This is a genomic window from Streptomyces sp. NPDC001922 (assembly GCF_042891165.1).
GTDB lineage: Bacteria > Actinomycetota > Actinomycetes > Streptomycetales > Streptomycetaceae > Streptomyces.
Map to the genome: position 1 here is coordinate 256,822 of NZ_JBIASV010000011.1, position 13,128 is coordinate 269,949.

General features: G+C 72.6%; 10 protein-coding genes. 5 read left to right on the forward strand and 5 right to left on the reverse strand.

Features of this window, described 5'->3' with window-relative positions:
- The first annotated feature begins 111 nt into the window (after positions 1 to 111).
- The 4 genes from ACFYYR_RS22155 (at position 112) to ybaK (ending at position 4,872) form a co-directional block, all read left to right on the forward strand.
- Complete coding sequence (locus tag ACFYYR_RS22155; RefSeq protein WP_388856083.1) at positions 112 to 1,713, forward strand: oxidoreductase; 1,602 nt, start codon at positions 112 to 114, stop codon at positions 1,711 to 1,713.
- Positions 1,714 to 1,986: 273 nt separating this feature from the next.
- Positions 1,987 to 3,390, forward strand: coding sequence for a hypothetical protein (locus tag ACFYYR_RS22160; protein WP_388856085.1), 1,404 nt, complete (start codon positions 1,987 to 1,989; stop codon positions 3,388 to 3,390).
- Positions 3,391 to 3,401: 11 nt separating this feature from the next.
- Positions 3,402 to 4,142, forward strand: a complete 741-nt coding sequence (locus tag ACFYYR_RS22165; protein ID WP_388856088.1) for an LON peptidase substrate-binding domain-containing protein — start codon at positions 3,402 to 3,404, stop codon at positions 4,140 to 4,142.
- A gap of 232 nt (positions 4,143 to 4,374) precedes the next feature.
- On the forward strand, positions 4,375 to 4,872 hold the full coding sequence (gene ybaK / locus ACFYYR_RS22170) for a Cys-tRNA(Pro) deacylase (protein ID WP_388856090.1): 498 nt from the start codon (positions 4,375 to 4,377) through the stop codon (positions 4,870 to 4,872).
- A 165-nt stretch (positions 4,873 to 5,037) separates the two neighbouring features.
- On the opposite strand, the gene ACFYYR_RS22175 is transcribed toward ybaK, so the two are convergent.
- The 4 genes from ACFYYR_RS22175 to ACFYYR_RS22190 form a co-directional block, all read right to left on the reverse strand.
- The gene (locus tag ACFYYR_RS22175; RefSeq protein WP_388856092.1) at positions 5,038 to 5,646 is read right to left on the reverse strand and encodes a hypothetical protein; all 609 of its coding nucleotides are present in this window, start codon (positions 5,644 to 5,646) and stop codon (positions 5,038 to 5,040) included.
- A gap of 59 nt (positions 5,647 to 5,705) precedes the next feature.
- Positions 5,706 to 6,533: an ABC transporter permease gene (locus tag ACFYYR_RS22180; RefSeq protein ID WP_388856095.1), complete on the reverse strand. Its 828-nt coding sequence runs from the start codon at positions 6,531 to 6,533 to the stop codon at positions 5,706 to 5,708.
- 55 nt (positions 6,534 to 6,588) lie between these two features.
- Positions 6,589 to 7,590 carry an ABC transporter ATP-binding protein gene (locus tag ACFYYR_RS22185; RefSeq protein WP_388856319.1) on the reverse strand — a complete coding sequence of 334 codons (1,002 nt, stop codon included), beginning with the start codon at positions 7,588 to 7,590 and terminating at the stop codon, positions 6,589 to 6,591.
- Positions 7,591 to 7,691: 101 nt separating this feature from the next.
- A complete protein-coding gene (locus tag ACFYYR_RS22190; RefSeq protein ID WP_388856097.1) occupies positions 7,692 to 8,942 on the reverse strand; it encodes an NYN domain-containing protein in 1,251 nt (416 codons plus the stop codon).
- 304 nt (positions 8,943 to 9,246) lie between these two features.
- Here ACFYYR_RS22190 and ACFYYR_RS22195 point away from each other — a divergent pair, with 304 nt between their 5' ends.
- On the forward strand, positions 9,247 to 9,417 hold the full coding sequence (locus ACFYYR_RS22195; RefSeq protein ID WP_388856100.1) for a hypothetical protein: 171 nt from the start codon (positions 9,247 to 9,249) through the stop codon (positions 9,415 to 9,417).
- Positions 9,418 to 9,528: 111 nt separating this feature from the next.
- Here the strand turns inward: ACFYYR_RS22195 and dnaE are convergent, their stop codons facing one another.
- On the reverse strand, positions 9,529 to 13,071 hold the full coding sequence (gene dnaE, locus ACFYYR_RS22200; protein ID WP_388856102.1) for a DNA polymerase III subunit alpha: 3,543 nt from the start codon (positions 13,069 to 13,071) through the stop codon (positions 9,529 to 9,531).
- Between the last annotated feature and the right edge of the window lie 57 nt (positions 13,072 to 13,128).

Sequence of the window (13,128 nt, forward strand, 5' to 3'; positions counted from 1 at the left end):
GGTCTTGATCGTCCCGTAACTCCTGACCGCTAGCGTTCAGCCCGTTACGGAATGGGAATAGGGAGCTTGTACGAGCCGGACCGGCCGTGCGGCGCAGGAAGGGGTGCGGAGGTGTCCGTGCCAGACAACGGCGAGCCACCGGCGGGACTTGAGCTGACCACTGCGGAGTGGGGCATGTGGCAGGCGTTCCGCAACGGCAGTACACACGATCTTCGCACCCGCAATCCCGTCTACGACGATCCGAACGGCGGTCACCCCTGGGGGCCCGACCGCAGCGTCCGGGCCCGGGTGATCGCGCTGCTGCTGCTCTCCGGGCCGGCCGCCCAGCCCGGCCGGGTGGCCTCGCTCAAGCTGACCGGCGCGTACATCACCGGGACCCTGGATCTGTCCGGCGGCACCGTGGAGCCCTACGTCGAGCTGCAGGGCTGCCGCTTCGAGCGGCAGGTGCTGCTGCCGGAGTGCCGCTTCTCGACGCTGCGCCTGGTCAGCTGCTCCATACCCCGGCTGGAGGGGGCCCGGCTGGCCACCGAGGGCGATCTCCATCTGCCGCGCTGCACCGTCCGCAACGGCATCCGGCTCACCGACGCGCACATCGGGACCGATCTGCTGCTCAACCAGCTCACGGTGCACAAGGACCGCAAGGGGCGCGCGCTGGCGGCCGACGGGCTGACCATCGCCCAGGACCTCCAGGCCGAGATGATCGAGGCCTTCGGCGAGATCAGCATGCGCGGGGCGCAGATCGGCGTGTCGCTGAGCCTGCGCGGCAGCCGGCTGCGCAATCCGTACGGGCGGTGGGCGCTGAACGCCCCGCAGCTGACGGTGGAGCGCACGCTGTACATGACGGCGGCGGGGCTGAGCAGCTCGCCGTTCACCACCGGCTCGACGCCGCCGTACGGGATCACCAACACCCCGATGCGCGGGACCAGGATGCAGCGCTTCGAGTGCGAGGGCGGTGTCCGGCTGGACGACGGGCGGTTCGGGGACGCGGTCGACTTCTACCAGGCGCGGTTCGTCCTGGAGGCCGACCAGGAGGTGTCGCTGCGCCGCATCCAGACGCCGGAACTGCGGTTCCTGGGCGAGCGGCCGGCGCGAGGCCGGGTGGTGCTGTCCGGCGCCCGGATCGTCAACCTGGTCGACAAGTCGACCAGTTGGCCGGGTCCGGGCGGGCTGTCGATGGCCGGGTTCTCCTACGAGACCCTGATCCCGCGCGGCCACTTCCCGCTGGCCCGGCGGCTGGAGTGGGTGGCGGCGGCGACCCCGGAGTACGCCCCGGAGCCGTACGAGCAGCTGGCGAACGCGCTGCGGGCCTGCGGTGAGGACGCAGAGGCGCGGCAGGTGCTGCTGGCCAAGCAGCGCAGGCGCCGGGAGACCCTCCCGCCGGCCGGGAAGGCGTGGGGGTACCTCCAGGACTGGACGGTGGCCTACGGCTACAAGCCGGGGCGGGCGACGGTCTGGATGGCGGTGCTCTGGGCGTGCGGGGCGCTGCTGTTCGCGCGGCATCCGCCCGCGGAGCTCAAGCACGGCGAGTCGCCGCACTGGAACGCCGCGCTGTACGCCCTGGACCTGCTGCTGCCGGTGATCGACCTCGGGCAGGACAGCTACTGGAAGCCGGAGGGCCGGTACCAGTGGGCGGCGGCGATGCTGGTCGTGCTCGGCTGGATCCTGGCCACGACGGTGGCGGCGGGGGCGTCGCGGCTGCTGCGGCGCAGTTGAGAGCGGGGGTGCCCGGTCCGGTTGCGGATCGCGGCCCCTTTCACTCCTGCCGGTGGGAGGCTTCACCCCTGCCGGTGGGAGGCGGCCACGTTCGGGTGACTTTTACCCGGCCTTGGCCATTCCGCGGGCAACCTTTCTGCTGATATCGAAGCGTCACCCAATCGCGCTGACACGGCTCCGACCTGCGGTTTCAATACATGAGCGGCATGAGTCCTGCCGCCTACAGCCGGAGGCTCCATGGTCTTCCTCCGCGCCCTGATCAGTACTGCGCGCATGATCCGCCACACACCGGCGCTGGCCGCCGGTCTGACGCCGGACGACGAGGTGCTGCTCGACGCGCCCGACGAACGGCTCGCCCCTGCCGTCGCCGACGCCGCCCGCGGCGACCACCGGGCGGCCGCCGCCCTGCTCGCCGCCACCCGGGAGGCCGGTGAGTGGGAGTCCCGCGACCGCTACGCGGGCCGGCTGGCGGTGTTCGCCCAGTCCCGGTCGGACTGGCTGACGGGCTGGCTGGCCGGCGCGCCGCGCGACCCGGACGCGTTACTCCTGCGGGCGGAGCTGGCCGTCCGGGAGGCGTGGCGGCGGCCGTGCCGCGCGGCGGAGCTCCGGCAGGCCGCACCGCTCATCGACGCCGCCGCCGAGGCCGGTCCCCGCGACCCGGTGCCCTGGCGGATCGCGCTGGACCACGCCCGTGGCACCGACGCGGCGCGCGCGGACTTCGAGGTGCTGTGGAAGGAGGCCGTCTCGCGGTCGCCGCACCACTACGGCTGCCATGTCGCGGCGCTCCAGTGGTCCGGCTCGTCGGCGGCCGGCTTCGCGTTCGCGGAACGGGCGGCGGAGCAGGCGCTGCCGGGCTCCCTGCTGCACGCGCTGCCGCTCCGGGCGGCGTTCCCGGTGCTGGCCGGGGAAGGGGCAGCGCCGGGCGGCCGGATCGAGACGACGGCGGCCGGGGGCTGCCCGGACTCCGGCGGGGGCGGCGAGGCGTGGCTGCGCTCCGCGTGGTTCCGGTCCGCCACCGCGGCACGGCCGGAGCCCGGACCGGCCGACGCACGGTGGACGGACGCGGGGGGCGGGCTTCCGGGAAGGGAAGTTCCGGAGCGCGGAGTTCCGGGGCCCGGGATTCCGGGGCGCGGGGTTCCGGGACACGTGGCTCCGGGGAGCTGGAACGACGGGGACGGGGACGGGGACGGGGGCGGGGGCGGGGGCGGCCCGATGGGCGGCAGTCCCGGCGCGGGCGACGTAGCCGGTCCGGGTGGCACAGCGGGTCCGGGCGACGTAGCGGGCCCGGGTGGCACAGGGGGTCCGGGTGACGCCGACGGTCCGGGTGGCACGGACGGTCCCGGTGACGCGCAGTGGGACAGCGCCTCGACCGACGACTGGATCGACGCCGCCACCGACCGGGCCATCGGGCTGTCCGCCCGCTACGCGTCCGGCGACCCCTGGCCGGCCGAGGTCCGCAATCTGCTCGCCTACGCCCTGGTCGCCCGGGGCCGCTGGGCCGAGGCGCTGGAGGAGTTCCGCCGGATCGGCCCGTTCGCGACCGCGTTTCCGTGGAGCCATGTCTCCAACGATCCCCTCGGCCAGTTCCTCGATCTGCGCGACGGTGTCCGGATCCAGCTGGCCACCACGCTGCCTCTGCGGCGACGGCCCGGCAGCGCCGACGGCCCCGGCCATTAGGCTTGACCGTTGTGACCATCGCACGCCTGCCGCTCTTCCCGCTGAACTCGGTGCTGTTCCCGGGCCTCGTCCTGCCGCTGAACATCTTCGAGGAGCGGTATCGCGCCATGATGCGCGACCTGTTGAAACTCGACGAGGACGCGCCGCGCCGGTTCGCGGTGGTGGCGATCCGCGACGGCCGTGAAGTCGCCCCCAGCGCTCCGGGCATGCCGGACGCCACCGCGCTGCCGGAGCGCGGCCCGGCGGCCGGCTTCGGGGAGGACCCGATCCAGGCCTTCCACGGGGTCGGCTGTGTCGCGGACGCGGCCACCATCCGGGAGAAGGAGGACGGCGGTTTCGACGTCCTGGCCACCGGCACCACCCGGTTCCGGCTGACGTCCGTGGACGCCTCAGGCCCCTATCTGGTGGGCGAGTTGGAGTCGCTCCCCGAGGAGCAGGGCGAGGGCGCGGGCGCGCTCGCCTCGGGCGTCCTGCGGGCCTTCCGCACGTACCAGAAGCGGCTGGCCGGGGCGAACGAGCGGTCGCTGAGCACCGAGCAGGAGCTGCCGGACGAGCCGTCGGTGCTGTCGTACCTGGTCGCCGCGGCCGCGGTGCTCGACACCCCGGTCAAGCAGTCGCTGCTGGAGGCGCCCGACACGGCGGACCGGCTGCGGCAGGAGCTGCGGATCCTGCGCTCGGAGAGCTCCATGATCCGCAACATCCCGTCGCTGCCCGCGGCGGATCTCACCCGCAAGCCCACGAGCCCCAACTGAACGACGGCCGAACGACCCGGCCCGCCCGAATGACCCGGCCCGTCCGAATGACCCGGCCCGTCCGAACTTCCCGGCCGAACGACCGGCCCCACTGAACGACGGCCCGGCTCAACGACCGTGTCCTGCTGAGTGACCGGCCCGGCCGAACGACGGCCCGGCCCGAAGAACGGCCCGACCCGAACAACCGGCCCGACCTGAACAACCGGCCCAACCGAACGGAGGCGCCCGCACCGTGGCGAAGAAGAAGCAGAAGCAGTCGGGCGGCACCCCCGCCACCGTCGCCCTGACCGCGGCGGGCCGGGAGTTCACGGTGCACTCCTACGAGCACGACCCCGCCGCCCCCTCGTACGGCGAGGAGGCGGCGCAGGCGATGGGCGTGGAGCCGACGCGGGTGTTCAAGACCCTGCTCGCGGAGGTCGACGGGGCGCTGACGGTGGCGATCGTGCCGGTCGCCGGGTCGCTCGACCTGAAGGCGCTGGCCTCGGCGACGGGCGGCAAGCGTGCGGTGATGGCGGACCCGGCGGCGGCCGAGCGGGCCACCGGGTACGTCCGGGGCGGCATCTCACCGCTGGGGCAGCGGCGGAAGCTGCCGACGGTGCTGGACACCTCCGCCGCGGAGCACGCCACGGTCTGTGTCTCGGCGGGCCGCCGGGGCCTGGAGATCGAGCTCTCCCCCGCCGACCTGGCCGCCCTCACGGAGGCCGTGACCGCGCCGATCGGCCGCGACTGACCACGTCCCGAGGCGTGGGGCCCGGGGCGCGGCGCCCGGGCCGCCGGCATTGCCGAGCCCCGGCAGCGACGACGGAAACGCGGGCGGGCAGCCCGCGGTACCCGCACCGGGACGCCGGACCGTGCACGGTTGCGCGCGCCGCCCGGCGGTCCGGAGGGCAGGGCCTCAGTACCCCATCGGGTGCGTGGGCTCCGGGTCACGCGGCCCGAACAGCGCGGTCATCGCCAGGTGGACAAGCGCCCCGGCGATCGGCCACGCCAGCAGCGCGCCCTTCGCCTGCAGCTCCAGCGGGGAGTCGAAGACGGCGCCCTTGCCGAGCGCCCGTGCCTGTTCGACGGCGTCCGCCGGGCCGAGCCAGGCGCCGAGCTGCCAGGCGACGACGGAGCCGAGCAGTCCGCCGACCGCCGTCCCCACCACCAGCGGGATGCCACCGCGCCGGAAGAGCCAGAAGACCACGAGGGCGCTCAGCGCCCCGAACCCCAGGCCGAGCAGCACGAACGTGCCGTCCGCGCCGATCGCTTCCTCGCTCTCGGGGTTCTTGACGTAGACGGCCTTGCCGTCCGTGAACAGCGGGATCCGGGGTGCCAGCCAGAGCCAGAGCAGCCCCAGCAGCACGCCGGCGACGGCGAGGCCCAGGGCGACGAGCGCGGCCCGCCGCACCTCGGTTCCCAGCGGTTCCGCGTCCGCGGAACCGTCCGGTCCGCCGACGCCGGTCTCCGGCGGGGGCCAACCGCCGGGCGGGGGTGGTTCATGCGGTGTCATCGGTGCGCTCACACCGCCATCGTGCCAGGCCGGAGGGGTGGCGGGCGTCGCAGGAGGGAGGTCCGGGCGGGTCACCGGACGGCCGCCCGGCGGTAGGCCCAGGTGGCGACGGCCAGTGAGGCCACTCCCACGGCCGCGCAGACGGCGAGATCGCCGCCGACGGCCGCCCAGTCCGGCTGCGCGTCGAAAGCCCGGGCCAGTGCCTCGACTCCGTAGGTGGAGGGCAGCAGATCCCGGGCCCACATCACCGGGCCGGGCAGGTGGGTGGCCGGCAGCACCCCGAGGAGGAGCGCCGCGGACATCCCCAACTGCCCGAGCAGCGTGGCGAGTTCCTGGCGGGGTGCGAGCAGGCCGAGGGCGGCCCCGAGACCGGCCAGCGCGGCTCCGGCGAGCGGGATCACCGCGATCAGCACCCAGAGGTTCGTCAGCGGCAGCTGGAAGAGCGCGCTGCCCACCACTGCCGTGACGACCGTCCCGGGCGCGGTGAACGAGGCGTACGCGCCCGCCGCGCCGAGCACCACCGCGGCGGGCGGCACCGGGAGGGTGGCGTAGTGGTCGAGGCCGCCGCTCGCGCGGAGCTGGCCGAAGTACTGGGCGAGCAGGTTGAGCGCGACGAAGGCCACCACCAGCACGCTGGACCCGGCGACGACCGCCCGGGCCTCGGCGCCGCCGTCGACCACACCGCGCATCAGCACCATGATCCCGACGCTCTGGAAGGTGGCCACGAAGAGCAGCGGGATCCGGGCCACCCGGGCCCGGGACAGCTGGGCCCGGTAGACGGCGGCCAGCGCGGGCAGCAGCCGGGCGCGCGAGCCGAGCGGCGCGGCCCCGCTGTCGTCGGACGACGCCCTCCCCGCCCGCGCCCGGACGGACACGGCCTCCGCAGGCACGACACTCACGTTGCGCTGCTCCTGTTCCTTGCGGTCTGCCGGACGGCACGGGCGACGGTGCCGGTCATCCCTTCACCAGGCCTTCCGTGCGGCCGCCCAGCGCCAGGTAGACATCCTCCAGGCTGGGCGTGACGAGGGTGAAATCGTCGAGTGCCGCGAACGCCGAACCCCCGGTGACGGCGGCCACGGCGGCCCGCGCCTCGTCGGTGGAGAGCCGCAGCACCCAGCGGCGGCCCGCCTCCCGCGCGGAGGCCTGCAGCGCGGCCACCTCGGGCACCTCCAGCGGGGCGCGGTCCCGCCAGACCAGCTCCAGCCGCACCTCGTCGGCGACGAGGGCCTTGAGCCCGTTCGGCGTGTCGCAGGCGATGACCTTGCCGCGCTCCAGCACGGCGACCCGGTCGAGGACGGTCTCCGCCTCGATGACGTTGTGGGTGACGAGCAGCACGGTCGCGCCGCGCTCGGCCCGCCGGCGGTCCACGGCGGCCCAGACGGCCCGCCGGGCGACGGGGTCCATGCCGGTCGTCGGCTCGTCCAGGACGAGCACCGGGCGGTCGCCCACCAGGGCCGCGGCGAAGCACGCGAGCCGCCGCTGGCCGCCGGAGAGCTTCTTGAGCGGGCGGCCGGCGATCTCGGTGAGGCCGAGCTCGTCCAGGACGGCGTCCCGCTCGGCGCGGGCCGAGCGGGTGTCCAGGCCGCGCAGCCGGCCGGTGGTCTCGGCCGCGAGGGCGACCGTCAGCTCGTCGAGGGCGGTGGACTCCTGCCCGAGGTAGCCGACCAGCCGCGCGGCCCGGTCGGGGTGCCGGACCAGGTCGTGGCCGAGCACCCGGACGGTGCCCGCGTCGGGCCGCATCAGTCCGGTGAGCTGGCGGACGAGGGTGGACTTGCCGGCCCCGTTCGGGCCGAGCAGGCCGAAGATCTCGCCGCGGTGGATGTCGAGGGTGATGCCGTCGCTGGCGCGGACGGCGGGAGCGGCGGGCCGGCCCCGGCGGGCGCGCGCCGCGGGATAGGTCTTGACCAGGCCGCGCACCGAGCACGCGGGCGCGGCGCCCGCCGCTCCGGCCCCGATGCCGTGCCCTGCCTGTGCTGTGCCCGTCCTCACGAGCATTGAGGGTACGCGTCCGGACCGGCGCTCCGGCCGTCGGGGGCGATTCGTCCGCCCCGCGCGGTTCAGTCCCCGGGCGTATTGCGGTCCGCGGCGGTGCGCGTGTCGACCTCGCGCCAGAATCCCGCGCGGATCGCGTAGCGGTCGTGCTCGTCGATCTGGTCGTCCTTGTGGGCGAGCAGGCCGAAGCGCGCGGCGTAGCGGAGCAGCTCGCCGTCGATCCGGTGCGGGATCCGCGGGTACTCCCGGGAGACCTGCTGGAGGTGGGCTCCGGTGGACAGCCGCTCGGTCCAGCGCCGGGCGAAGACCTGCCCCACCTCGAACGGGTCGCCGCTGACGGCGGTGATGTCCTCCTCGCGGTCCGCCCAGCGCTGCTCGGCGCTGGTGAGCTGGGCGAGGGTGGGGAGGGCGGCGGTCTCGGGGGATTCGGCCGGGCCGCCGCGTTCGACCCACCCCTTGTCGGAGGACCAGCGGAGGGTGGCCCCCGCGGGCTGCTGGGGCGGGTGCGCGGCCTGACCGGCGTGGGCGCGGCCGAGCCCGGCCAGGTCCTTGGGGGTGGGAACGCCCCGGACGCCGGCGGGCTCGGCCGGGTGCGGACCGGGGGACGGGGGCGCGGCGGAGGGCGCTCCGGCCGAGGAGCCGTTGGCGGAGGGCACGTCGGCGGCTGCGGCCCGGCTGCCGGAGGAGGCGGCCTCGGGGAGGGGCGCGGAGAGGATCGCAGCGATCTCCGGGCCGGGAGCGGGCTGCGTGGGGCAGCTGCCGAAGAGGTCCTTGGCACGGACGGCCCGGGTGATCCACTCCCGGTCCAGGACGCGGCGCTCGTCGGCCTCGGCGACGAGGTCCTCGGACTGGTTGTAGTCGCCGTCGGCGGCCTGGACGGCCCACAGGTGGACGGCGACGCCGTGCTCCTTGGCGTCCATCAGCCCGGGCAGCAGATCGCCGTCGCCGGTGACCAGCACGATGTCGGAACAGGCCCGGTTGCGGGCGAGTTCGGTGAGTTCGGCGTGCATCGCGGCGTCGACGCCCTTCTGCGCCCAGCGGCCGTCGCTGCGGGTCAGGGCGCCGAGCCGGACGGTCACCCGGGGCATGACGCGCAGCCTGCGGTGGTCCGGCTGCGGCACGCGGTCGGGGGCGCCGTCGAACCAGTAGATGCGCAGCAGGGGGCGTTCGGTGTCGGCCTCGGCGCGCTCCCGCAGCCCCTGGATGAGCGCGGCGTGGTCCACCGTGATCCGGGACCGGGCGGGTTCCCCGGCGAGGAGGCTCGCGGCGGCGCCCAACAGGTAGCCGGCGTCCACCAGGACGACGCAGCGGTCCACGTTGCACCCTCTTTCGTGAGTCCGTCGCCCCCGGTAACGGCAATGCTGTTTTCCTTCGAGTCTGCCCGACCCCGCGGGCCTTATCAGTGGGAACTCGATCATCGGCGTGGCGGATCGGGGTCCGGCAGGCCCAGCGGCCCTTTTCACTCAGGGTAATTGTCCGACATGCGTTCATTGTCGGGGCGTGCGAGCGTGGATGCGCCAAGGGGTCCTTGCGCTCACCGCGCAAGGCCCCCTCAGCAACCCCCGGCGTCCCGCCGGGCCGCAGGCCAGGTCCAGAGACCCCCCGACAGGAGGCACGATCATGGCCAGGAACAAGAACCGAGAACGCCGCCGGGAGCCGCAGCGCGGCGGTGCCGTGGAGCGCGGCGAGCAGCAGGCGGGCGGCCCCGCCGACGCCCAGGACCGGCAGCCGCAGCCCACCCCGGCGGACATGCCCAGCCGGAAGAGCCAGAAGCGCTTCGGCCACAACTGACCTCCGGCGCCGGAGGCGAGGACGCACAAGGGGGCGCGCCCCGTACTGGGCGCGCCCCCTTCGCTGTCTCGTGGGCCTTGCTGGGACGCCTACCGGGCCGAGCGCGGCCCGTCAGCCGGCCAGGCAGGCCGGTCCGAGCAGCACCTTGAGATCGCCGAAGAGCGCCGGATCGGCGGTGACCCGGTGCCGGTCGAGCCGGAGCACGGTGGTCTTGCGGGCCCCCTGGAGGCGGATCCGCACCTCGGTGGAGCCCCGGTGGTGGGTGAGGACCTCACCGAGCTTCTCCACCAGCGGCGGGGTGACCTTCACCGTCGGAATGGTGATCGTCACCGGCGCGTTGGCGGAGGCCTCCGACAGGTCGGGGACCATCAGCTCCATGGCGACGAGCCGGGGGACGTCCTCCCGCTTGTCCAGGCGCCCCTTGACGAAGACGACCGTGTCCTCGACGAGCTGGGTCGACACCAGCTGGTAGGTGGCGGGGAAGAACATGCAGTCGATCGAGCCCGCCAGGTCCTCGACGGTGGCGATGGCCCAGGCGTTGCCCTGCTTGGTCATCTTCCGCTGGAGGCCGGAGATGATGCCGCCGATGGTCACGATCGCGCCGTCGGAGTGCTCACCGCCGGTGAGCTGGGAGATGGCCGCGTCGGCCTTGTCGTTCAGCACGTGCTCGATGCCGAACAGCGGGTGGTCGGAGACGTAGAGGCCGAGCATCTCGCGCTCCTGCGCCAGCAGATACGCCTTGTCCCACTCGATGTCGGAGAACTCGACGTCGAGGCCGAAGCCGGGGCCGTCGTCGGCCGAGTCGTCGCCCATGCCGCCGAACAGGTCGAACTGCCCCTCGGCCTCCTTGCGCTTGACCTGGACCACGTTGTCGATCATCGGCTCGTAGTGCGCGGTGAGCCCCTTGCGGGTGTGGCCCATCTCGTCGAAGGCGCCCGCCTTGATCAGCGATTCGACGGTCCGCTTGTTGCAGACGACGGCCTCGACCTTGTCCAGGAAGTCGGGGAACGAGGTGTACTTCCCCTTCGACTTGCGGCAGCGGATGATCGAATCGACCACGTTCTGACCGACGTTCCTGACCGCGGTCAGACCGAACAGGATCACGTCGTCGCCCTGGGCGGCGAAGTTCGCCTCGGACTCGTTGACGTTGGGCGGGAGCACCTTGATGCCCATGCGGCGGCACTCGTTGAGGTAGATCGCCGACTTGTCCTTGTCGTCGCGCACCGAGGTGAGCAGCGCCGACATGTACTCGGCCGGGTAGTTGGCCTTGAGGTAGGCGGTCCAGTAGGTGACCAGCCCGTACGCCGAGGAGTGCGCCTTGTTGAACGCGTATCCGGCGAACGGGACCAGCACGTCCCACACGGCCTGGATGGCCTCGTCCGAGAAGCCCTTGTCCCGCGCGCCCTTCTGGAAGTTGACGAACTCGGCGTCGAGGACTTCCTTCTTCTTCTTGCCCATCGCCCGGCGCAGCAGGTCGGCCTGGCCGAGCGAGTAGCCCGCGAGCACCTGGGCGGCCTTCTGCACCTGCTCCTGGTACACGATCAGGCCGTGGGTGATGTCGAGGACCTCCTTCAGGGGCTCCTCGAGCTCGGGGTGGATCGGGGTGATCTCCTGCTGGCCGTTCTTCCGCAGGGCGTAGTTGATGTGCGAGTTCATGCCCATCGGGCCCGGCCGGTACAGGGCCGAGACCGCGGAAATGTCCTCGAAGTTGTCGGGCTTCATCATGCGCAGCAGGGAGCGCATGGGGCCGCCGTCGAACTGGAAGACGCCGAGGGTGTCACCGCGGCAGAGCAGTTCGTAGGTCTTGGGGTCGTCCAGCGGCAGGTCGAGCAGTTTGAGGTCGATGCCCTTGTTGGCGCGGACCATCTTGACCGCGTCGTCCATGATGGTGAGGTTCCGCAGGCCCAGGAAGTCCATCTTGAGCAGGCCGAGCGACTCACAGGTGGGGTAGTCCCACTGGGTGATGGTGACGCCGTCGGAGTGCCGCACCCAGACCGGGATGTGGTCGGTGAGCGTCTCGCTGGACATGATCACGCCCGCGGCGTGCACGCCCATCTGCCGGACCAGGCCCTCCACGCCGCGCGCGGTGTCGATGACCTTCTTGACGTCCGGCTCGTTCTCGTACATCCCCCGGATCTCGCCCGCCTCGCTGTAGCGGGGGTGGGAGGAGTCGGTGATGCCGGAGAGCGAGATGCCCTTGCCGAGGACGTCCGCGGGCATGGCCTTGGTGAGCCGGTCGCCCATCGCGTACGGGTACCCCAGCACCCGCGCGGAGTCCTTGATCGCGTTCTTGGCCTTGATGGTGCCGTAGGTGCCGATCATGCAGACCTTGTCGGCGCCGTACTTCTCGGTGACGTACCGGATCACCTCGGAGCGCCTGCGCTCGTCGAAGTCGATGTCGACATCGGGCATGGAGACGCGCTCGGGGTTGAGGAACCGCTCGAAGATCAGCCCGTGCTCGATCGGGTCGAGGTCGGTGATGCCCATGGCGTACGAGACGATCGAGCCGGCCGCGGAGCCACGTCCCGGACCCACCGCGATCCCGTTGTTCTTCGCCCACATGATGAAGTCGGCGACGACGAGGAAGTACCCGGGGAACCCCATCTGGATGATGATGTCCATCTCGTACTCGACCAGCGACTGCCGGTCCTCGGGCACCCCGCCGGGGAAGCGGCGGGCCATGCCCCGCTTGACCTCCTCGCGGAACCAGGTGACCTCGGTGTAGCCCTCGGGGACGTCGAAGCGCGGCATCAGGTCGCGCTTGTCGAACCAGCCGTCGGTGTCGATCTGCTGCGCCACCAGCAGGGTGTTGGCGCAGCCCTCCTGCCAGGCGTCGGAGGAGTCGACGGCGTACATCTCGTCGGTCGACTTGAGGTAGTAGCCGGTGCCGTCGAACCGGAAGCGGTCCGGGTCGGAGAGGTTCTTGCCGGTCTGGATGCACAGGAGCGCGTCGTGGGCGCTCGACTCGTGCGAGTAGGTGTAGTGCGAGTCATTGGTGACCAGCGGCGGGATGCCGAGCTTCTTGCCGATCTCCAGCAGGCCGTCCCGGACGCGGCGCTCGATCTCGATGCCGTGGTCCATCAGCTCCAGGAAGTACCGCTCCTTGCCGAAGATCTCCTGGTACTCGGCGGCGGCCTTCAGGGCCTCCTCGTCCTGGCCGAGGCGGAGCCTGGTCTGCACCTCGCCGGACGGGCAGCCGGTGGACGCGATCAGGCCCTCGGCGTGCTCGGCGATGACCTCCTTGTCCATCCGGGGCCACTTCGTCAGCCAGCCCTCCTTGTAGGCGTCGGAGGAGAGCCGGAAGAGGTTGTGCAGACCGGTGCTGTTCGCCGCCCAGATGGTCTTGTGCGTGTATCCACCGGAACCGGACACGTCGTCCCGCTTCTGGTGCGGCTGACCCCACTGGATGCGCCGCTTGTTCCGCCGGGACTCGGGGGCGACGTACGCCTCGATCCCGATGATCGGCGTGACACCGGCCGCGGTCGCCTGCTGGAAGAAGTCGTACGCTCCGTGCAGGTTGCCGTGGTCCGTCATCGCGATATGGGACATGCCCATTTCATTGCACGCCTTGAACATGTCCTTGAGCCGCGCGGCACCGTCCAGCAGCGAGTACTGGGTGTGGACGTGCAGGTGCGTGAAGGGCGGCTTGGCCACGGCGGAGGACCTCCAGCGAGGGTCGAAGACAGGACGGGGCGACGGGTGGGAAGTCTA

Excerpts from the sequence above, each read along its gene's own strand:
- ACFYYR_RS22160 (WP_388856085.1), top strand. The coding sequence starts at position 1,987 with ATGATCCGCCACACACCGGCGCTGGCCGCCGGTCTGACGCCGGACGAC.
- ACFYYR_RS22195 (WP_388856100.1), top strand. The coding sequence starts at position 9,247 with ATGGCCAGGAACAAGAACCGAGAACGCCGCCGGGAGCCGCAGCGCGGC.